The following is a 21633-nucleotide window of genomic DNA, read 5'->3' on the forward strand; positions in this document are numbered from 1 at the left end:
ATTGGAAATTTTAGAACAGGCAGCTCAAGTGCTTCATGAGGAAGCACAAGCGATCGAACAGTTAATAACAACATTAGATCAAAGTTTTGTAAATGCTGTTAACATGATTCTTGCATGTAAAGGTCGTGTGGTATGTACTGGTATGGGCAAATCTGGTCATATTGGACGCAAGATTGCAGCTACATTAGCAAGTACCGGTACACCTGCATTATTTATGCACCCAGGGGAAGGGGTTCACGGTGATCTAGGTATGATTACTGAAGATGATGTGGTACTAGCCTTTTCTAATAGCGGAGAAACCGGTGAAATTATTAGTATTTTACCGTCCTTACGCCGCATCGGTGCTAAATTAATTTGCGTCGTAGGCAAACCAGAATCCACATTGGCTAAAAATTCTGATGTGGTTTTATTGGCTCAAGTTGAGCGTGAAGCGTGTCCACTTGGATTGGCACCAACTACAAGTACGACTGTAGCATTAGCATTAGGCGATGCTTTGGCTGTATGCTTATTAGAACGTCATCATTTTACTCCGGAAAACTTTGCTGTTTTCCATCCAGGTGGTTCTCTTGGTAGACGTTTGCTATTGACCGTAGAAAATATCATGCATGGTGGCGATGATAATCCGATTGTGCATAAAGGGGCAACAGTTCGTGATGCTCTATTTGTCATGACTGAAAAAGGTCTTGGTGCTACAAGTGTTGTGGATGAAGAAGGTCACTTAATCGGCCTTGTAACTGATGGTGATGTACGTCGTGGCCTTGATTCTGGTAGTAATTTCCTTGAATGGCCTGTGGAAGATATGATGACTAATATGCCACGCACCATTACGAAGGATAAATTAGCTGCTGAAGCTCTTCATGTAATGGAAAAGAATCAACCACGTCCAATTACCGTATTGCCTGTAGTGGATGCAGACGGTCATGCTTTAGGCATCGTTCACATTACAGATTTACTTCGTAGAGGCATTGTGTAATGGATATTAAGTGGATTATTCTCGATGTAGATGGCGTATTGACTGATGGAAAACTAATCTATACATCAAATGGGGAAGAGGTCAAAGAATTTTCTGCAAAGGATGGGTTAGGATTAGCGGCTGCCCATAAAGCAGGCCTTTCTCTTGCTATTATCACTGCTCGTGTATCTCCTATGGTAGAACGACGTGCTAAAGAATTGAAATTCGATGCCTTGTTGATGGGGCATGCCAATAAAACGGACGCATTGCGCTCTCTTTGTGAACGCCATCACATTGAATTAGAAAACATTGCCTATATGGGTGATGACTTGAATGACTTAGGGGCTCTATCTCTTGTGGGATTACCAATGGCACCACAAAATGCGGCACCTGAGGTAAAGCGAGTTGCTCAATTTGTATCGAACTATAATGGCGGCTCTGGTGCTGTGCGAGATGCCGTTGAATATATCTTAAAATCACAAAATATGTGGGATTCAGTTGTACAAGACTATACTATGGAGGCTCATAATCATGGGCAATAAAGGAGGTGAGCAGAATGAATAATGAATGGCAATACCACGTAGTAAAGGGTATTAGTTGGCTCGTATGTCGTTTGCCGTATAAGCTCATTTTGCTCATAGGTGCTAGCTTAGGTCCATTGTATGGAATCATTGCGAAGAAGCAAAAGCTAAGAGGCATTAAAAATATTAAAATTGGTATGAATATGAATGATGAGCAGGCTGAGGCTTTAATTGAAAAACTCTTTAAGAACCTTGGCCGTAGCGTCATGGAAATTTTATACATGCCAAACTTAACAAAGAAATTTATTAATGAGCATATTGAAATGCGTGGTATAGAGTATTTAGATAATGCTATTAAAGAAGATAAAGGCGTTATTGTTCTTACAGGTCATGTAGGTAACTGGGAATGGATGGGCGCGGCTTTAGCGTCTTATGGGTATCCTTCTACGACTATCGTAAAGAAACAACCTAATGCACAATTCACGCGTTTTATGAATGAGTATCGTGAAATGGTGGGGCTTGATGTCTTTGCCAGTGGTGGTAATGAAATTGTATCAGCTGCTAAAGCCTTGAAAAAGAAAAAGCTTTTAGGCTTTTTGGCTGACCAAGATGGCTATATTCATGGTTTACCAGTACCGTTCCTAGGACAACCCTCATCGGCTGTTGTAGGGCCTGCTACATTTGCAAAAAAATTTGACTCTCCAGTGGTTCCAATTTTTGCTTCCCGTAAACCCGAAGGTGGGCATATAGTTCATATATTGCCACCATTACATTACAAACATAGCGGTGATGATGATGTAGATATGTACACTCTTACAGAAGAATGTGTACGTGTTACAGAGGACTTTATCCGTGAACATCCAGATGAATGGATTTGGTTCCAGCATCGTTGGATGACTAAGATGAGCGAGATCGTTGATTACGATAAGAAATTAGAGATAAGGGAGAGGGCGCATGAAAAACAATAAAAAAATGATTGCTATTGTCGCAGCTATCGTCATTGCTCTCATTGGTCTTATCGCGTATATTTTACATGATTCTGGCGATTCAAATTCTCCGAAAACAACGGCTACAGGTCAATTGGTTAACTTCCAAGGGGCAGAGCTACAAGAGGAGAAGGATGGTAAGTTGGTGTGGGCCTTATCTGCTGAAAAAATAGAGTATGACCCGCGTTCAAAATCAATTGTACTTACTAATTTAAAGGGCCTTTTCTATCAGGATGATGTGACGACAACAATTACAGCACCTCATGCTGTATTATCTGGGGATCACAACTCGCTAGATGTTGATGGTGGTGTTACAGCATCTAATACTGAAGGCGCTAGCTTTAAAACTGATGCATTACATTTTGATAATAAGACAAAGTTACTTACTTCAAAAACTGCTTTTACATATGACTCAAAAGATATTACATTGGTTGGTGACAAGCTAGAAGGCAATATGTCTTTAAAACAAATCAAAGCAACTGGCCATGCTAAATTAACGAAAAAGTAAAGTTGAGGAATTGCGATGAATAAGAAACAATATATGGGCTTAGCTGTTATTTCAGCGATGATGTTATTATCTGTTACAGCTTGGGCTGCTAATGAAGGGCCTTTAACAATTAGTGCAGATACATTATCTTATGATGGTAATACGGGCCGTGCTGAAGCATCCGGCAATGTTGTTATTACACAACAAGATAAAACGATAACTGGCGCAAATGGTTGGTATAATACTAAAACTAGAGAAGCATCTCTCGATGGGGGTGTTTCCTTGATTGGCAGTAATATGGCTATGTCCGCCCAATCTGTACATAGTATCAATGATAATCAATTTAGTGCTACCGGTGATGTTCATTTGCAACGGGATGATCGTCAAATTTTTGGTGATTCTGTTGAATACAACTCTGATACTGAATATGGTAAAGTGCTAGGTAATGCAAGATTAATTGCAGAAGGCACTACATTAACAGGTAATCAAGTAGAAGGTTGGTTGAAAGAAATCCGCGCTGTAGCACAAGGTGATGTAACATTTAATAATCCAGATCGTAATGTATCTGGCTCTGCTGATCGTGCTACTTACACTCAAACACCTAATCAAAATGACGGTGTTGTATTGCTTACTGGTTCTGCACATGCTGTACAAAATGGCAATGTGTTGAATGCACCTGAGTTGAAATTGTACTTGAATGATAACTCTGCGGAAACATTAGGCGGACGTAGTACATTAGTTATCTCACCTAACTAATAAGGATTAATATATGTATATAGAAACTAAAAACCTAGTCAAAACATTCGATGGCCGAAATGTGGTAGACGGTGTTAGTCTTCATGTTGAAAAAGGGCAAGTCGTAGGTTTGCTCGGTCCTAATGGGGCAGGTAAGACTACATCGTTCTATATGATTGTAGGCATCGAAAAACCGACATCAGGTATTATTACAGTTGATGGCAAAGACATCACTATGTTGCCAATGTATAAACGTGCAGCGGAAGGTATTGGCTATTTACCACAAGAGGCATCTATTTTTAGAGCTATGACTGTAGAGGAAAATATTCGTGCCATGTTGGAAACGACAACAAAAACAAGTGATGAAATTGATACGATTGTAAATTCCCTAATTGATGAATTTAATATTGGTCATGTTCGTGAACGAAAAGGCATGCAGTTGTCTGGTGGTGAGCGTCGTCGTGTTGAAATCGCCCGTTGCTTAGCATTAGAGCCTAATTTTATCTTACTCGATGAACCTTTTGCGGGTGTAGACCCAATTGCGGTAGCCGATATTCAGCAAATTATTTTGCATGTAAAAAAACGAGGAATTGGGATTCTGATTACAGACCATAATGTGCGTGAAACATTGGGCATTGTTGATAAGGCGTATATCCTTAGCAGTGGTAAGATTCTTTTGGAAGGTACTCCTGAAGAAATTGCTAATGATCCAATTGCTCGTGAACATTATTTGGGTAACAATTTTAAATTATAGGAGGGACCATGCGCTTATTAGATAGATATATTTTAAAAGCCTTTGTAGGTCCATTCCTATTCGGGGTATTTGCCTTTACCAGTATTTTTGTTGGTACAGGCACACTATTTCGTATTGCTCAATATATAACAGAATACGGTGCACCGTTATTGCTCGTTATGAAGGCGTTCTTCTTGGCGATGCCGAGCATTATTTTATTGACATTTCCTATGTCTGTATTACTGGGTTCATTAATGGCTTTCAGCAGACTAAGTAGCACTAGTGAAATCGTCGTTATGCGTGCTGGTGGTCTTAGTTTCTTGCGATTAGCTATGCCCGTATATATTTTGGCATTGGTTATTTCTATTGGGGCCGTTGCATTTAATGAATTTGTAGTACCTCGTACAAATAATATGTATCAAACCATAGTACGCGAAGAAATCATGAAAAATGCGACACCACAAACACAAAGCCATATTGTGTTAAAATCTATGAATGGTGATAATCTTAGCACCCTAATGTATGCTAAACACTATGATAGTGAAAGCAAACAACTTAGCATGATTACAGTACAGCAATTCAATGATAAAGGCGAATTGCAACAAGTAGAGAATGCTGAAAATGCTGAGTGGAATGGTCAAGTGTGGGTAATGCATAATGGTATTATCTATGATGTATCTGCTGGTGAAGGTGTAGAACGGACTATGCGATTTAAAGAGCAAGTTTTGCCAATTAAGTCTAGCCCTAGTGAAGTACAACAAGATCGTCGTAAACCAGAAGAACTAACTATTAAGGAGTTGCGTCATCAAATTAAGGCGTACAAAGCGGCATATACAAATACTAGCAAATTAGAAATGGAAATGTATCAACGCTTTACAATTCCATTGGCCAGCTTTGTGTTTGCTCTTGTAGGGGCCCCATTGGGATTGCAAAAACAAAGGTCTAGCTCATCCATTGGTTTTGGTATCAGTATTTTGATTATCTTCATTTACTATGGTGTCATGACCTTTGCTGGCGCGCTTGGTAAGGGTGGTGCTTTACCGACTTGGATGGCAGCCATGATTCCTGATGTATTGGGGATTGTCGCAGGTTTATATTTGAATTGGCGTGTATCTCGATAAAGATTATATGTCATTAGGGTGTTAATCAATAAAGAAAGGAGGGCGTCATGCTTGTAGGTTTAAAAATTCTCTTTATTATCGCTATTATGGGCGGACTCATTGCCTATATGGGGGATAAATTAGGAACAAAAGTTGGCAAACGCAAGATGTCCCTCTTTGGATTGAGACCTAAGCATACTTCAATTATCGTAACTATTGTGACGGGGCTTCTTGTTGCGGCTACTACGGTTGGGGTTCTTACGATTACATCGCAAAGTGTGCGAACTGCCCTTTTTGGGATGGATCAGTTGCGAGCCGATATGAATCGTTTAACTGCAGAGGTGGCTGCTAAAAATGCGGAGCTTGAGCGTGGTAAAGCCTTATTAGAAGCTAATAAGAAGGAATTAGCTGATCGTATGTCCGAAATCGAAGAGATTCGTAAAGAGGTAGAGCAAAGCCGTCAAGAATTAGCCGATGCAGAAGCCGCTAAATATGCTACAGAAGCAGAATTATCTGCGTTGCAAGCTTCCTATGATGCAGCATCTAAAAAACTAGCTGCTTTAGAGGCTACTCGTGCTAGCATGGAAAAACATATTGCTGAATTGCAAAAAACACAAGAAGAGTTGAAAACTGGTATTATTCATCTTCGTGAAGGTACTATTTTATTCCAAGTAGATCAATTATTGACGCAAGCTGTTGTTCGCAATGGTTTGAATCATAACGATGCACGTGAGGCGGTTAATAATATTATTGAAGACACCAATAAGCTAGTATTACGTCGACTAGGCGTTGAAGATCACGGTGAAACTGTTGTCTATGTGGATCGTCAAAATGTTGAGGTAGCCATCTCTAAAGTGGAAGAGGCTAAAACCCCTATGGTTATTCAAGTAGTTGCTGCTGGTAATATTATTTCTGGTGAGTCTGCCGTTGCTACAATTCAGGTATATCCGCAACAATTTATCTATAAATCAGGTGATGTAATTTCTACAGCCGTTATTGATGGTGGTAGTAATGCACAAGTTAATATGCTTAGATTCCTAAAGCAAGTTAATGAACAAGCTAAGATGAAAGGGGTAATTCCTGATTCCTTATCAGGAGATATAGGGACGATACCTGGTGATGAGTTATTTACTGCTATTCGACGTATCAGCATGATGCATGGCAAAGTGCATGTAGAGGCTTATGCAGATGGTGATACCTATTCATCAGGTCCAGTACACATTAAACTGCGCATTACTCAAGTTACAGATACAGGTAAACTCATAAAATCAAATTAGTTTCTATATGAAAAGATCTATGTATTAATATTTAATACATAGGTCTTTTATTTTGTGATAAAATATAACTATTGTATTGAGGAATGAGGACAATAGTATGAATAATATATCGTATATAGCCGCTATCGATCCAGGGAATGAAAAGACAGGTGTGGCTATACTTTCACAAGCCGGTGAATTAATACATCGCACGATTATTGAAACTAAAACGTTTAATAGCTCTTTTGAAAGTTTAGTAAGCACATATCGTGGCATCAATCATATCGTATGTGGCAATGGGACTAATCATAAGCATTTGTATCCATCAATCCAACAAATTGGTCGCAACCACAAAATTACAACCAGCTTAATTGATGAATCGCATAGTACGGAAGATGCACGTAAATTGTATTGGCAATATAATCCACCTACTGGTTGGCGTAGATTCGTACCAAAAGGGATGCAATTTCCTCCTGAACCAGTTGATGATTTAACGGCCTATGTCATCGGCATGCGTTATACAAAGCAGCTTAAAGAGGAGCCTGTACTAGAGGTTAAAAAGGAAGAAAATTTGCAAGAATTAGAGGCTAAACGATTAGCAGCTTTTAAAAAATTATATAATGAAGGAGATACGAATGAGTGATGTCGTAAAAAAAACACATTGGTCTAGTATACTGCTGAGATGTGTTTGGATGATCATAGGGGCATTGATTTATACAATTGGTCTTGATCTGTTTTTAGTACCTAATAATATTATCGATGGTGGTGTGGTTGGTATATCCTTGATGGCAGCTGAGCTTTCTGGTATATCGTTTAGTATATTTGTAGTTTTGCTTAATATACCATTTCTGTATGTAGGCTATCGTATTAATGGCAAGACCTTTACTATATCTACACTGTTCTCCATCGTCTGGATGGCTATATTTTCAAAATTTGCCCATGATTTTATACCGATAACGACAAATCCTTTTCTGGGGGCCATCTTTGGGGGGATTATTCTCGGTATTGGTGTGGGCCTAATTATACGAAATGGTGGCTGTCTTGATGGCTCTGAAATTGTAGCCATTATATTTGATAAACGCACCACCTTTTCTGTTGGTGAAATCGTAATGGCCATGAATTTAGTTATCTTAGGTGCAGCAGGTTTCGTATATAGTTGGGATAGTGCTATGTATTCTTTGGTGGCCTATTTTATTGCATATAAAATGATTGATGTAACGATTACAGGCCTTGAGGAATCCAAGGGTGTTATGATTATTACAGATGCAGATAATTCTAAAAAAATTGCAGATGCATTGAATGCTAAATTGAACAGAGGGGTAACGATTTTATATGGTGAGGGTGGCTATTTAAAAACACCTAAGCACGCTCTCTATTCCGTAGTAACGCGTTTAGAAATCACACGATTAAAGGATACCGTATATGAAGTCGATCCATCGGCTTTTATAACGATTCAAGACGTGCATGATGTATTTGGTGGCCGTTTTAATAAGAATGGTCATTAAGGGGGTTCTAATGAATAATAAATTTGTAAAAGAAACGTTAGACTGGATATATGCCATTGTGTTGGCTTTGGTTATTGCCATGGTAATCCATATTTTTCTCGTACAACCAACACGTGTATCTGGCGAATCGATGGATGATACACTTCATAATGGTCAATACTTAATCGTTACTAAATGGCAACATATTATGCGTGATATGCCTGATTATGGTCAAATTGTTATCATCGATAGCCGTGTTAACCGTGAACGCACATGGGTTGATGATGTAAAAGAGCCATTAATGAACTATGTAAGTGTAATCGATAAATCAGCTCAAACTAATGACGTATGGGTAAAACGCGTCATTGGTAGACCTGGTGATACATTAGAATTTAAAGACGGCCATGTATGGCGTAATGGTGAGCAATTACAAGAGCCATATACAAAGGATACAACTATGAATTATAGTCGTTCTACACCTGTAGTGGTACCGGAAGGTCATGTGTTTGTCATGGGGGATAACCGAAACCATTCTAGTGATAGTCGATTCATTGGTTCCGTACCTGTGGATCATGTGCTAGGCTTTGTAGAGTATGCTCTTTAAAGTTATATAAAACATAAAATCCAACAATAAGATCTATTCATGGAATAGGTCTTATTTTGTTTGTACGCCGAATAGGCATGACTAAACCCCCAGTTAAACTGGGGGTCGATAAGAAATTCTTAGAGAAAAGGAAAGAACCTCCTAGTGGTAAAATGAAGTTGGTCTGGCAACCACAACATTTCAACATAGGAGGTTCAATGTCAATGAATGACGTAAAAAGCTTATCACATAGTAAATGGAGATGTAAATATCATATTGTTTTTGCACCAAAGTATAGAAGACAAATAATTTATGGTCGGATAAAAGCTGATGTAGGTAAAATTTTAAGAGATTTATGTAATAGAAAAAATGTAGAAATTATAGAGGCAGAATGCTGTCCGGATCATATTCATATGCTAGTAACGATTCCACCACATTTAAGCGTATCAAGTTTTATGGGATATTTAAAAAGCAAAAGTAGCCTCATGATATTCGATAAACACGCAAATTTAAAATATAAGTATGGAAATAGACATTTCTGGTGTAGAGGATATTATGTGGATACAGTGGGAAGATATGAAGGAGCGATAAAAGAGTATATTCGCAATCAACTACAAGAAGATATAGCACAAGATACATTAAACTTTAAAGAATATACCGACCCGTTTACGGGTGAGCCGGTAAAATAGGCAAAATAAAAGCCCCCGAGTAGGGGGCAGCCAGTGGTAATAGAGTGGTTGTCAGATCATTCAAAGCCCTCTTTAGAGGGCCACCACTAGAGAAAGACCCTTATAGGGTCAGAGCAAACCACCCGTTCTACGGGTGGTTCTGATTTATAATTAAACTGTCTATTATAAATAAGTAAAAATAATTAATTGTCGAGAAAATTAGGCTTATAGGACAAAAAGTGTGTGTAAAAACCCTTATAACACTAGTAAATATCCAGTGTTATAAGGGTTTAATCTTTTTCTGAAGAAGTTTGAGGGTGGACAAAAAGTGTGTGTGAAAACTTCAGTTAACCCTTGTAATTACTGACTAAAATGAGGTTATATCTTCCTATATATAAACAAATATGGAGGAAGAGTTTATGCGACAAATAAAATGTCCTGATTGTAATGAAACATGTATTAAACATGGTGTTTTAAAATCTGGTTCTCAGCGTTGGTTTTGCAAATATTGTAAGGTGGCATTTACCGTTAAAATTAATAAATTAAGTAAAGAGTTAAACCTATTCTTGAATTGGTTATTCAGCACCGATATTCAAGCTGATATGCCTGGTAAAGGTCGTACATTCAGGCGTAAAACCGCTAAATTTTGGTCCATATGGCCATTGCCACCAAAAGTGGAAGAAGTACATGATGTGGTATATCTTGATGGAATTTACTTAGCTAGAAATTTATGTGTTTTGATTTGTTGCAATGATACTCATGTTCTAGGATGGTATGTCTGTCGTTATGAGCATGCTAGAGCTTGGCAGTGTTTAATGGAACGGATTGCCGAACCTAAAGTCGTTGTGTCTGATGGTGCTAATGGTTTGCCTAAAGCATTACGTAAAGTTTGGCCTCATAGCAGTCACCAAAGATGCCTGTTTCACATTTTTTGTCAGGTTAGACGATATACGACAAGTAGACCTAAAACGTTAGCTGGGAAAGACCTTTATAGTCTTGCCAAAGCTTTATTTAATGTGAAAACAATGGATCAAGCCTTTATATGGATTAATGAGCTTTCAGCGTGGCGAATGACATATTCTGATTTTTTACGAGAAATGACGATTGATGAATTCGGAAATAAACGCTCTACACATGAGCGTTTGCTTAAAGCTGAATCATCATTATGGCGCCTGATTAGGCAACAAACTTTATTTACATTTTTGGAATACATTGATATTAAAGTACCTACAACAAATAATCGTATTGAAGGTGGAGTAAATGCTCAACTAAGAAGTATGTTACGGGCTCATAGGGGCCTTTCACTTGAAAGAAGACTAAAAGCGGTCTATTGGTGGTGCTATATGCACTCACCAAGACCGCTTTCTATTTCAGATATATTAAATTGTATGCCTACAGATGAATCGATTGCTGCTATCTACAAACGGTTATCTAGTTATTGCCAAATAGATCGTTCAATCCCTCAATGGGGTGATGCTCCTGTTTGGAATGAGCTACATATGTCTACAGATTTTCCAACTTATTGGGATTAGTCACACACACTTTTTGTCCTATAACCCGAAAATTAGTGGTTAAACAAATTCTTTTTTAGATATATAAAATGAAATTTCATACAATATAATTTTAAGAAATATAGATAAATACTGGGTTTTATTAGTTAAAATATTTCATGAAAGAAATTTCATCATATTTAATTGCATAAAATTCTTTACAAATTTTGGAGGGAGTTGTATATTGACATCACAGAAAGACAACACAACAAGTTGTGGTGATATACAAGAATAGAAGAAGAGGAAACGTGGATACTCTACATGATGTTCTTATATAAATCATAACAAGATGTAAAGTCTTCTGATAATATATATTTTTTCTAAGTCTAAATAAAAAGACATTATCAGAAAGAAGGAATTTATTATGAAAAAACAATTTGCAACAGTATTAGCAGCAACAGCAGTTTTAGGTGTAACTACAGCATTCGCAGCAAACCCATTCTCCGATGTAACTCCTGATTCTTGGGCATACCAAGCAGTATCTCAATTAGCATCTGCTGGCATCGTTAATGGTTACCCAGATGGTACTTTCAAAGGTCAAAATGATATTACTCGTTACGAAATGGCACAAATGGTAGCTAAAGCAATGGCTAACCAAGATCGTGCAAATGCAGAACAACAAGCGATGATCAATCGTTTGGCTGATGAATTCTCCAACGAATTAAACAACTTGGGCGTTCGCGTTTCTAAATTAGAAGACCGTGTAGGTAATGTAAAAGTTACTGGTGATGCTCGTATCCGTTACCAAGGATCTGAAGATAAAGGCGTATATAAGGACGGTAGCAAATCCTTAACTGATGGTCGAGCTCGTGTTCAATTCAACGCTAAGGTAAATGATAAGACTGAAGCGGTAGTTCGTGTTAAAGGTGGCTATGAATTTGGTGATTCCACAAACAGTACAACTGCAAAAATCGATCGTGCTTATGTAGATCACAAATTTGGTCAAAGCGTATCAGCTAAGGCTGGTCGTTTCAATCAAACAATTGGTGGCGGCTTAATGTACGATGATACATTCGATGGTGCTCAATTGAATGTTGGTAACGATAAAATCCAAGTACAAGGTGCTTATGGTTATATGATGGAAGGCGCTGCAGCAGACAATGCTAAATCTGATAACCCATCTGTATCCTATGTAGGTGTTAAAGGTAAAATTGGTCAAGAATCTTCCGTTGGTGGCTTCTACTCCAGATTATCTAGTGGCAACTTAAATCACAATGGTGCTACCGTAGCAAATGATCACCAAAACGTATATGGCTTCAATGCGGACTTCCATAAAGATAAAGTATGGGTTGGCGGCGAATGGTTGAAAGCTTCCGATGTTTCTAACTCTCAAGCTTGGACAGCTGGTGTAGGTTATGGAAATTACGACATCGCTAAAAAAGGTACTTGGGATGTGAAAGGTCAATATTTCAACCAAAAAGCTAATGCACCTATCGTAAGCTCCACTTGGGATCAAGCATATGACTTGACTAACACAAACAATGGCTACAAAGGTTACATGGCAACAGTTGACTATGCTGTACAAGATAATGTTGGTTTAAGCGCTGGTTATGGATTCAATTCTAAAGACCAAAGCGGTAACGATTTATCCGACTTCTACCGTGCAGAACTTAACTACAAATTCTAATGAGTAGTAAAAAATATATAACACTATTTTGAAAACCCTCTCTTAAAGAACATATAATAGTATATATATATAGGGAGCCCTCCTCGAGAGGGCTCTTTTTGTATGTAAAATTAGAGAAATGCTATATGTAGTATGAGTATAAAATGACGCAATAGATAGATGTGATTAGATAAAAAGATTAATGACTATATAATTAATTAGTAAAAGTTAATAGTTTTGGTGAGAATGAATATCATTAGAATAAATATTGAATAAAAGTGTAAAAAAAATTGATTTTTAGAATATACAAAATGTATAGATAAAATCTAAGTTTTTTATGGGTATGAAAATAAATTTATGATAAATGAGAATGTAAGTGAGAAAAAAGGGTTTACATCAAAAATACTTCGTGCTAATATCATGGCAACAAGAGGCGATGAGCAAGACATACTGAAATCTCGATGAAGAATTATGGCGAGGAAACGTGGACACTCCCAAGAGAATTCTACACCTAGAAATTAGAATGAATTGTGAATCGTAGCTTGAAAAACAATTTTATTCTTATTTTTCAGAAAGAAGGAATTCAACTATGAAAAAACAATTCGCAGCAATCTTTGCAGCAACAGCAGTATTGGGTGTAACTACAGCTTTCGCAGCTAACCCATTCTCCGACGTAACTCCTGATTCTTGGGCATACCAAGCAGTATCCCAATTGGCAGCATCTGGTATCGTTAACGGTTACCCAGATGGCACTTTCAAAGGTCAAAATGACATCACTCGTTACGAAATGGCTCAAATGGTAGCTAAAGCTATGGCTAACCAAGACCGCGCTAACGCTGAACAACAAGCTATGATCAACCGTTTGGCTGATGAATTCTCCAACGAATTGAACAACTTGGGCGTTCGTGTAGCTCGTTTGGAAGACCGCGTTGGTAACGTAAAAGTTACTGGTGATGCTCGTCTTCGTTACCAAGATAAAGAACACGGTAACTCCAAATTTGACGCTCGTGCACGTTTGCAATTCAATGCAAAAGTAAATGATCGCACTGATGCAACAGTTCGTTTAGTTGCTGGCAACTTCGAATTTGGTAATGCTAATGCTGACACAACTGTAAAATTTGACCGTGCATTTGTTAACCATAAATTCGGCGAACGCGTATCCGTTAAAGCTGGTCGTTTTGGACAAATGTTAGGTGCTGGTTTAGCATATGATGACGCTTTTGATGGTGTTCAATTCAATGCTGGTAACGAAAAAATCAACTTCCAAGCAGCTTATGGCTATGCAGTTGCTGGCGATGCTTTCAAAACAAAGACAACTAATGATAACCCTGAATTAGTTGTAGCAAACTTGAATGGTAAAGTTGGTAAACACACTAACGTTGGTGGTTTCTACACTCGTGTAAACGGTGAAGATCTTCAACTTGGCGGTAAAGCTGTTAAAAATATCTACGGCTTCAACGCTGATGCTAACTTCGACAAAGTTTGGGTTGGTGGCGAATGGTTGAAAGCTTCTAACGTAGAAAAATCCCAAGCTTGGACTGCAGGCGTTGGCTATGGTAACTACAAACAATCTAAACAAGGTACTTGGGACGTTAAAGCTCAATACTTCAACCAAAAAGAAAATGCTCCAATTCTTTCCACTACTTGGAACCATGTTTATGGTGCAGACTCCAAAGGTTGGATGGCAACTGTTGACTATGCATTGCAAAACAATGTTGGCTTGTCCGCTTACTACGGTTTCGGTTGGGAAGACCAAGCTGGTAAAGACAAAAACGACTTCTACCGTGCAGACCTTAACTACAAATTCTAATTTGATAGTTACTCATATGAAAGAGACTCCTTCGGGGGTCTCTTTTTTATTTGTAAAATTTCGATATATAGTATAGAAGAATTATTACTAATTAAAATGAAGGTGTATATAATACAATATAAATTCTTATAGCTTATACTTGTTTAGTATAAATTTTTAGGCATAAGAGTCATGCTATCGTTCGTATTATATATGTATATGTATATGTAGAATAATAGATAACTAATTTGCGATAAATAGAATAATATTAATAAGTTGAACTTAATAAAGTGTGTAGTAGTAAAATAGAAAAATAGTAAAATTTAGTTTAATATATATATAAATTAATTTTATATAATGCTTGAAATGCATAGATAAAATCTAATATAATCATATATTAAAGAAGTAAAATTTTTCCAATGTGAACATGAATGAGAAATAATAGTTTACATGAAAAATACTTCGTGTTACTATCACGGTAACAAGGGCGATAAGCGAATCATACTGAAATCTTAGTGAAGAATTATGGCGAGGAAACGTGGACACTCCCAAAAGAATTCTACACCTAGAAATTAGAATGAATTGTAAATTGCATCTTGTGAAACAATTTTATTCTTATTTTCAGAAAGAAGGAATTCAACTATGAAAAAACAATTCGCAGCAATCTTTGCAGCAACAGCAGTTTTGGGTGTAACTACAGCTTTCGCAGCTAACCCATTCTCCGATGTAACTCCTGATTCTTGGGCATACCAAGCAGTATCCCAATTGGCAGCATCTGGTATCGTTAACGGTTACCCAGATGGCACTTTCAAAGGCCAAAATGACATCACTCGTTACGAAATGGCTCAAATGGTAGCTAAAGCTATGGCTAACCAAGACCGCGCTAACGCTGAACAACAAGCTATGATCAACCGTTTGGCTGATGAATTCTCCAACGAATTGAACAACTTGGGTGTTCGTGTAGCTCGTTTGGAAGACCGCGTTGGTAACGTAAAAGTTACTGGTGATATGCGTCTTCGTTACCAAGATGCTGAACATGAATCCTCTAAATTCGACGCTCGTGCACGTTTGCAATTCAATGCAAAAGTAAATGATCGCACTGATGCAGTTGTTCGTTTGACTACTGGCAACTTCGAATTTGGTAATGCTACAGCTAACACAACTGTAAAATTTGACCGTGCATTTGTTAACCACAAATTCGGTGAACGCGTATCCGTTAAAGCTGGTCGTTTTGGCCAAATGTTAGGTGCTGGTTTAGCATATGATGACGCATTTGATGGTGTTCAATTCAATGCTGGTAACGAAAAAATCAACTTCCAAGCAGCTTATGGCTATGCAGTTGCTGGCGATGCATTCAAAACTTTGACAACTGATAAAAACCCTGAATTAGTTGTAGCAAACTTGAATGGTAAAGTTGGTAAACACACTAACGTTGGTGGTTTCTACACTCGTGTAAACGGTGAAGATCTTCAACTTGGCGGTAAAGCTGTTAAAAATATCTACGGCTTCAACGCTGATGCTAACTTCGACAAAGTTTGGGTTGGCGGCGAATGGTTGAAAGCTTCTAACGTAGAAAAATCCCAAGCTTGGGTTGCAGGTATTGGTTATGGCCACTACAACATGAAAAAACAAGGTACTTGGGATGTTAGAGCTCAATACTTTGACCAAAAAGAAAATGCTCCTATCCTTTCCACTACTTGGAATCAAAGAGACACAACTAATGCTAAAGGCTGGGTAGCAACTGCTCGCTATGCATTGCAAAATAATGTTGGTTTAGCTGCTTACTATGGCTTTGGTTGGGAAAAACAAGACGGTACTGATTTACACGATTTCTATCGTGCAGACCTTAACTACAAATTCTAATTTGATAGTTACATACATGAAAGGGACTCCTTCGAGAGTCTCTTTTTTGTATGAAATTTACTGTATATATAGGACGAATTTTTATTAATTACGTGCCCCAATTTATGTAGTATGAAGATCCATAGTTATATATTGAATCTATATACTATAAGATTACTAAAGCAATCTATTTGATAGTATTATGAAAAATATAGGTATATAATATAGTTACTAATTAATAATTCGATATAAAACACTTGCAAATAATAAGTAATAATTATTATATAGTGTGATAATAACAGTGTTCAATTATAAATTTTGGATAAAATTACAAATATATTCAATTTATTCGATATTGAAAACACATAGATAAAATCTAACTTTGTTATGCTTTTTATAATTAAAAAAAATAAGTGAGAATATAAGTGAGAAAAAAAGGTTTACATGAGTTGCGGTTCATGCTACTATCACGATAGCAGGTTGCGATACATGAAACATAATGAAATTTGGATGAAAAATTATGGAGAGGAAACATGGACACTCCCAAAGGAATTCTACATCTAGAAATTAGAATGAATTGTGAATCGCATTTTGCCAAACATTTTTATTCTTATTTTCAGAAAGAAGGAATTCAACTATGAAAAAACAATTCGCAGCAATCTTTGCAGCAACAGCAGTATTGGGTGTAACTACTGCATTTGCAGCTAACCCATTCTCCGACGTAACTCCTGATTCTTGGGCATACCAAGCAGTATCCCAATTGGCAGCATCTGGTATCGTTAATGGTTATCCAGATGGCACTTTCAAAGGCCAAAACGATATCACTCGTTACGAAATGGCTCAAATGATCGCTAAAGCTATGGCTAACCAAGACCGTGCTAACGCTGAACAACAAGCTATGATCAACCGTTTGGCTGACGAATTCTCCAACGAATTGAATAACTTGGGCGTTCGTGTAGCTCGTTTGGAAGACCGCGTTGGTAATGTAAAAGTTACTGGTGATGCTCGTCTTCGTTACCAAGATGCTGAACATAGCAAATCCACTTTTGACGCACGTGCACGTTTGCAATTCAATGCAAAAGTGAACGATCGTACAGATGCAGTTGTTCGTGTAGTTGCTGGTGACTTCGAATTCGGCGATGCTACAGCTAATACAACAGTTAAATTTGACCGTGCATATGTTAACCACAAATTTGGCGAACGCGTATCCGTTAAAGCTGGTCGTTTCGGCCAAATGTTAGGTGCTGGTTTAGCATATGACGATACATTCGACGGTGTTCAATTCAACGCTGGTAACGAAAAAGTTAACTTCCAAGCAGCTTATGGTTACGCTCTTGAAGGTGTAAACAATGTTCCTACTAAAGAGAACGCTCAACTTACTGTATTAGGTTTGAACGGTAAACTTGGTAAACACGTTAATGCTGGCGGTTTCTACGCTCGTGCAAACGGTGAAGATTTAAAAGCTCCTGTTGCTGCTAAATCTTACAAAAACATTTATGGCTTCAATGCTGATGCTAACTTCGACAAAGTTTGGGTTGGCGGCGAATGGGTAAAAGCTTCTAACGTTGAAAAATCTCAAGCATGGGTTGCAGGCGTTGGCTTTGGTAACTATGACCAAGCTAAACAAGGCACTTGGGACGTAAAAGCTCAATACTTCAACCAAAAAGAAAATGCTCCTATCTTGTCCAGTACTTGGGATCATGCTTACACTGCAGGTAACAAAGGTTGGATGGCAACTGCTGACTATGCATTACAAGACAATGTGGGTTTAACTGCTTACTATGGCTTCGATTGGAAAGACCAAGCTGGTACTGATAAAAACGATTTCTATCGTGTTGACCTTAACTACCAATTCTAATTTGATAGTTGCAAATACAAAAGAGACTCCTTTGGGAGTCTCTTTTTTGTCTCTAGAATTCATTGGTATAATCTATCTTTGTTAAATATTTTAAACAATCTATATAAAGTAAGAAAAAGAGTTTACATGATAGCTACTTCATGTTACTATCACAATAGTTACTTCATGTTACTATCACAATAGTGAGTTTTGATGTATGAAATAAACTTAAAGCTAGCTAAGGATTATGGGGAGGAAACAAGGAAACTCTCAAAGAATTCCAATTCTAGAATAAGGAGTGAATTGTACATCGCGTTTTGAAAATAATTTTATTGTTAGAGAGAGGTATTTAACTATGAAAAAACAATTTGCCGCAATTTTTGCAGCAACAGCAGTGTTGGGTGTAACTACAGCTTTCGGAGCTAACCCATTTTCCGATGTAACTCCTGATTCTTGGGCATACCAAGCAGTATCACAATTAGCAGCATCTGGTATCGTTAATGGTTATCCAGATGGCACTTTCAAAGGTCAAAATGACATTACTCGCTTTGAAATGGCTCAAATGATTGCTAAAGCAATGGCTAATCAAGACCGTGCTAACGCTGAACAACAAGCTATGATTAACCGTTTAGCTGATGAATTCTCCAATGAATTGAACAACTTGGGCGTTCGTGTGGCTCGTTTGGAAGACCGTGTTGGTAATGTAAAAGTTACTGGTGATATGCGCCTTCGTTTTTTAGGATCTCAAAATAAAGATGGTGTCTATGCTAATTATTATGGTAACTATAGTAAATCATCCCAATTCGATGGCCGTGCACGCTTGCAATTCAATGCAAAAGTGAATGATCGCACAGATGCAGTAGTCCGTGTAGTTACTGGAGACTATGAATTTGGCGATGCTGATACTTATAGTTATACAGGTGTTAATTTTGATCGTGCATATGTTAACCACAAATTTGGAGAACGCGTATCCATTAAAGCCGGTCGTTTTGGTCAAATGATGGGTGCTGGGTTGGCATTTGATGGTACCTTTGACGGTGTTCAATTTAATGCAGGCAATGAAAAAATTAATCTTCAAGCAGCTTATGGTTATGGTGTTTCTGGTAAATTAGAAGGTAAAGACACTAAAGGAAACCCTCCACTTGTTGTATTGAATTTGAATAGTCAACCTAATAAGCACGTTAACTTAGGTGGTTTCTACACTCGTATAAATGGTGGAGACCATTCTACTACTCCATTTGCTCCTGGTGGCATTGGCGTAGCTTACAAAAACATCTACGGTTTTAATACAGATGTTAAGTTCCACAAAGTTTGGGTCGGTGGTGAATGGTTGAGAACATCAAACATTAAAAACTCTCAAGCATGGGTTGCAGGCATTGGTTATGGCAATTATGACCAAGCTAAACAAGGTACTTGGGATGTAAAAGCTCAATACTTTAATCAAAAAGAAGATGCTCCAATCCTAGATACTACTTGGGATCATATTTATACTGCTGGTTATAAAGGTTGGATGGCAACTGCTGACTATGCATTACAAGACAACGTGGGCTTAACTGCTTACTACGGTTTCAATTGGAAAGAATATAAAGATAATGGTAAAGATCAACCTAATTTCTACCGTGTTGATCTTAACTACCAATTCTAATTTGATAGTCAATATAAAAAGAGACTCCTTTTGGAGTCTCTTTTTTGTGTAAAATTTATATATTTCTATGATAAATGGTATAATAAAGAATATTATAATTTCTATTTAAAGGAGGTAACTATGGATCCTTCTTTTTCTCATATTCAAATGGTGGCTATCGATTGTGATGAGACCTTACTACGCAGTGATAATACTGTGTCAGAGTATACAAAGGATGTACTGCATCGACTGCAAGAGAAAGGTATTCGTATAACCCTTGCCACAGGGCGCATGTATCAAACGGCAAAACCAGTAGGTATGTCTCTTAATCTGGGAAATGTACCGATGATATTATTTTCTGGTGGCCTAATACAGGAATTAGAAACGGCATACAAGGTATTTGAACGCACTGTACCTCGAGCAGCGGTACAGCGTATTTTACAATTAGCTCGAGAATATGATTGGCATATTCAATCTTATATAGATGATAGATTATTGTGTCATCATCGGAATTGGCAATCGGATTTATATGAGGCTCAAACTGGTGCAAAGGCTGAGTTCCTAGGTGATTCCTTGTATGAGCTTTTACAGGAACCGAATAAATTAATTGCCATTGATAGGGCAGAAAATATTGATAGAATCATAGCTACTTTGACACCTCTTGTTGGCGATGAGGTTACCTTGGTTCGCAGTCAAAAGGATTTTCTAGAAATTATTGCCCGCCATGTGTCTAAAGGTGATGCACTAGAACAGTTAGCGCGCCAATATGGCATTGGTATGGAGCATATCGTTTCTTTTGGTAATGCAGAAAATGACATATCTATGTTATCGAAGACTGGTTATGCGGTTGCTGTTGATAATGCAGTGGAGCATGCGAAATTAGTGTCTCGTGAGGTATGTGGTCATCATAATGATGATGGTGTGGCTCGTTGGATTGAAGAACATTTATTATAATGGAGTAAGGTATGGAAGCATTTCGTTTATTAATCGTAACTGGCATGTCTGGTGCTGGAAAAACACAGGTGTTACAGGCATTAGAAGATATGGGATATCTCTGCATAGATAATATTCCGCCTGTATTGATTCCTAAATTGAGTGAAATTTGTCGCCAAGGGGGAGATCGTACAAATCGCGTGGCCCTCGTAGTAGATATTCGGGGCGGAGAATTTTTTGAAGCCTTGTCTACATCTCTAGATAACTTGAAAGAGATGAAGGTTGATTATGAAATCGTATTCATGGATGCTAGCGATGAAACATTAATTCGCCGTTATAAAGAATCTCGTCGCAGTCATCCATTGGCACCTAGCGGTCGTCTCACAACGGGCCTAAAAAAGGAACGGCAAATCCTCGATTCTGTGCGCCATAAAGCAGATTATATTATCGATACGACAGATATGAAAACGGCAAATCTAAAGGAGTATTTGAAAAAACGATTTACTCAAGTTGCAGAAAAACATGGCATGACTGTAACGGTGGTAAGCTTTGGTTTTAAATATGGATTGCCTTTAGATGCAGACATGATTTGGGATGTTCGTTTCTTGCCGAACCCATTCTACATTCCAGAATTCCGTCATAAAACAGGGCGTGTACAAGTTGTAAATGATTATATTCATTCGTTTGAAGTGACGGATGAATTTAAGAAACACTATTTTGATACCTTAGATTTCCTGGTTCCTAATTATGAAAAAGAAGGAAAGGCTCAGTTTATTGTTGCTGTAGGCTGCACTGGGGGGATGCACCGTTCCGTAGCAATGGCAGAGGCTTTGTATGCTCATTTATTAGACAAAGGCTATCGTGTCACTGTTGAACATCGAGATATGATGAAAAACAATGTGGAAGAAGATTTTAATCCACATCAAGCAGATCTAGGGGATTAAAGG

General features: G+C 37.8%; 20 protein-coding genes. All 20 read left to right on the forward strand.

Annotated features, from left to right (window positions below; genetic code table 11):
• The first annotated feature begins 1 nt into the window (after window position 1).
• A complete protein-coding gene (locus VEI_RS02470; protein ID WP_059361710.1) occupies window positions 2–973 on the forward strand; it encodes a KpsF/GutQ family sugar-phosphate isomerase in 972 nt (323 codons plus the stop codon).
• Window positions 973–1494: a KdsC family phosphatase gene (locus VEI_RS02475; protein ID WP_059361711.1), complete on the forward strand. Its 522-nt coding sequence runs from the start codon at window positions 973–975 to the stop codon at window positions 1492–1494. The genes VEI_RS02470 and VEI_RS02475 overlap by 1 nt, the downstream gene beginning before the upstream one ends.
• A 14-nt stretch (window positions 1495–1508) precedes the next feature.
• Window positions 1509–2441, forward strand: a complete 933-nt coding sequence (locus tag VEI_RS02480; RefSeq protein ID WP_059361712.1) for a lysophospholipid acyltransferase family protein — start codon at window positions 1509–1511, stop codon at window positions 2439–2441.
• On the forward strand, window positions 2428–2967 hold the full coding sequence (lptC, locus tag VEI_RS02485; RefSeq protein ID WP_059361713.1) for an LPS export ABC transporter periplasmic protein LptC: 540 nt from the start codon (window positions 2428–2430) through the stop codon (window positions 2965–2967). Before VEI_RS02480 ends, lptC begins: the two co-directional genes overlap by 14 nt.
• 15 nt (window positions 2968–2982) lie before the next feature.
• Complete coding sequence (locus VEI_RS02490) at window positions 2983–3702, forward strand: LptA/OstA family protein (RefSeq protein WP_059361714.1); 720 nt, start codon at window positions 2983–2985, stop codon at window positions 3700–3702.
• A gap of 13 nt (window positions 3703–3715) precedes the next feature.
• Entirely contained in the window at window positions 3716–4435 is a 720-nt protein-coding gene (lptB, locus tag VEI_RS02495; protein WP_059361715.1) for an LPS export ABC transporter ATP-binding protein, read from the forward strand.
• 8 nt (window positions 4436–4443) lie between these two features.
• The gene (locus tag VEI_RS02500) at window positions 4444–5535 is read left to right on the forward strand and encodes an LptF/LptG family permease (protein WP_059361716.1); all 1092 of its coding nucleotides are present in this window, start codon (window positions 4444–4446) and stop codon (window positions 5533–5535) included.
• Between the two features lie 47 nt (window positions 5536–5582).
• The gene (locus tag VEI_RS02505) at window positions 5583–6791 is read left to right on the forward strand and encodes a DUF3084 domain-containing protein (protein ID WP_059361717.1); all 1209 of its coding nucleotides are present in this window, start codon (window positions 5583–5585) and stop codon (window positions 6789–6791) included.
• A gap of 97 nt (window positions 6792–6888) precedes the next feature.
• The gene (locus tag VEI_RS02510; protein WP_059361718.1) at window positions 6889–7413 is read left to right on the forward strand and encodes a RuvC family protein; all 525 of its coding nucleotides are present in this window, start codon (window positions 6889–6891) and stop codon (window positions 7411–7413) included.
• Window positions 7406–8275, forward strand: a complete 870-nt coding sequence (locus tag VEI_RS02515; protein ID WP_059361719.1) for a YitT family protein — start codon at window positions 7406–7408, stop codon at window positions 8273–8275. Before VEI_RS02510 ends, VEI_RS02515 begins: the two co-directional genes overlap by 8 nt.
• A 10-nt stretch (window positions 8276–8285) precedes the next feature.
• Complete coding sequence (gene lepB / locus VEI_RS02520) at window positions 8286–8858, forward strand: signal peptidase I (RefSeq protein WP_059361720.1); 573 nt, start codon at window positions 8286–8288, stop codon at window positions 8856–8858.
• Between the two features lie 203 nt (window positions 8859–9061).
• Complete coding sequence (tnpA, locus tag VEI_RS02525; RefSeq protein WP_005375295.1) at window positions 9062–9526, forward strand: IS200/IS605 family transposase; 465 nt, start codon at window positions 9062–9064, stop codon at window positions 9524–9526.
• 398 nt (window positions 9527–9924) lie between these two features.
• Window positions 9925–11037, forward strand: coding sequence for an IS256-like element ISVat1 family transposase (locus VEI_RS02530; protein WP_059361721.1), 1113 nt, complete (start codon window positions 9925–9927; stop codon window positions 11035–11037).
• Window positions 11038–11419: 382 nt separating this feature from the next.
• Window positions 11420–12682: an S-layer homology domain-containing protein gene (locus tag VEI_RS02535; protein ID WP_059361722.1), complete on the forward strand. Its 1263-nt coding sequence runs from the start codon at window positions 11420–11422 to the stop codon at window positions 12680–12682.
• 568 nt (window positions 12683–13250) lie between these two features.
• A complete protein-coding gene (locus VEI_RS02540; RefSeq protein ID WP_059361723.1) occupies window positions 13251–14471 on the forward strand; it encodes a putative porin in 1221 nt (406 codons plus the stop codon).
• Window positions 14472–15092: 621 nt separating this feature from the next.
• Window positions 15093–16313: a putative porin gene (locus VEI_RS02545; protein WP_059361724.1), complete on the forward strand. Its 1221-nt coding sequence runs from the start codon at window positions 15093–15095 to the stop codon at window positions 16311–16313.
• A gap of 616 nt (window positions 16314–16929) precedes the next feature.
• Window positions 16930–18150 carry an S-layer homology domain-containing protein gene (locus VEI_RS02550; protein ID WP_059361725.1) on the forward strand — a complete coding sequence of 407 codons (1221 nt, stop codon included), beginning with the start codon at window positions 16930–16932 and terminating at the stop codon, window positions 18148–18150.
• Between the two features lie 334 nt (window positions 18151–18484).
• On the forward strand, window positions 18485–19774 hold the full coding sequence (locus VEI_RS02555; protein WP_059361726.1) for an S-layer homology domain-containing protein: 1290 nt from the start codon (window positions 18485–18487) through the stop codon (window positions 19772–19774).
• A gap of 120 nt (window positions 19775–19894) precedes the next feature.
• Complete coding sequence (locus VEI_RS02560) at window positions 19895–20707, forward strand: Cof-type HAD-IIB family hydrolase (RefSeq protein WP_059361727.1); 813 nt, start codon at window positions 19895–19897, stop codon at window positions 20705–20707.
• An 11-nt stretch (window positions 20708–20718) separates the two neighbouring features.
• A complete protein-coding gene (gene rapZ / locus VEI_RS02565) occupies window positions 20719–21630 on the forward strand; it encodes an RNase adapter RapZ (protein WP_059361728.1) in 912 nt (303 codons plus the stop codon).
• Window positions 21631–21633: the final 3 nt, after the last annotated feature.

Source organism: Veillonella tobetsuensis, assembly GCF_001078375.1.
Classification (GTDB): Bacteria; Bacillota; Negativicutes; order Veillonellales; family Veillonellaceae; genus Veillonella; species Veillonella tobetsuensis.

Bases quoted from the DNA above. Each gene is read 5' to 3' on its own strand.
- VEI_RS02540 (WP_059361723.1), top strand. From the start codon at position 13,251: ATGAAAAAACAATTCGCAGCAATCTTTGCAGCAACAGCAGTATTGGGT.
- VEI_RS02555 (WP_059361726.1), top strand. From the start codon at position 18,485: ATGAAAAAACAATTTGCCGCAATTTTTGCAGCAACAGCAGTGTTGGGT.
- tnpA (WP_005375295.1), top strand. From the start codon at position 9,062: ATGAATGACGTAAAAAGCTTATCACATAGTAAATGGAGATGTAAATAT.
- VEI_RS02510 (WP_059361718.1), top strand. From the start codon at position 6,889: ATGAATAATATATCGTATATAGCCGCTATCGATCCAGGGAATGAAAAG.
- VEI_RS02480 (WP_059361712.1), top strand. From the start codon at position 1,509: ATGAATAATGAATGGCAATACCACGTAGTAAAGGGTATTAGTTGGCTC.
- VEI_RS02475 (WP_059361711.1), top strand. From the start codon at position 973: ATGGATATTAAGTGGATTATTCTCGATGTAGATGGCGTATTGACTGAT.
- VEI_RS02490 (WP_059361714.1), top strand. From the start codon at position 2,983: ATGAATAAGAAACAATATATGGGCTTAGCTGTTATTTCAGCGATGATG.
- VEI_RS02505 (WP_059361717.1), top strand. From the start codon at position 5,583: ATGCTTGTAGGTTTAAAAATTCTCTTTATTATCGCTATTATGGGCGGA.
- VEI_RS02535 (WP_059361722.1), top strand. From the start codon at position 11,420: ATGAAAAAACAATTTGCAACAGTATTAGCAGCAACAGCAGTTTTAGGT.
- VEI_RS02550 (WP_059361725.1), top strand. From the start codon at position 16,930: ATGAAAAAACAATTCGCAGCAATCTTTGCAGCAACAGCAGTATTGGGT.
- VEI_RS02500 (WP_059361716.1), top strand. From the start codon at position 4,444: ATGCGCTTATTAGATAGATATATTTTAAAAGCCTTTGTAGGTCCATTC.
- VEI_RS02560 (WP_059361727.1), top strand. From the start codon at position 19,895: ATGGATCCTTCTTTTTCTCATATTCAAATGGTGGCTATCGATTGTGAT.
- VEI_RS02545 (WP_059361724.1), top strand. From the start codon at position 15,093: ATGAAAAAACAATTCGCAGCAATCTTTGCAGCAACAGCAGTTTTGGGT.
- VEI_RS02530 (WP_059361721.1), top strand. From the start codon at position 9,925: ATGCGACAAATAAAATGTCCTGATTGTAATGAAACATGTATTAAACAT.
- lptB (WP_059361715.1), top strand. From the start codon at position 3,716: ATGTATATAGAAACTAAAAACCTAGTCAAAACATTCGATGGCCGAAAT.
- lptC (WP_059361713.1), top strand. From the start codon at position 2,428: ATGAAAAACAATAAAAAAATGATTGCTATTGTCGCAGCTATCGTCATT.
- lepB (WP_059361720.1), top strand. From the start codon at position 8,286: ATGAATAATAAATTTGTAAAAGAAACGTTAGACTGGATATATGCCATT.
- rapZ (WP_059361728.1), top strand. From the start codon at position 20,719: ATGGAAGCATTTCGTTTATTAATCGTAACTGGCATGTCTGGTGCTGGA.
- VEI_RS02515 (WP_059361719.1), top strand. From the start codon at position 7,406: ATGAGTGATGTCGTAAAAAAAACACATTGGTCTAGTATACTGCTGAGA.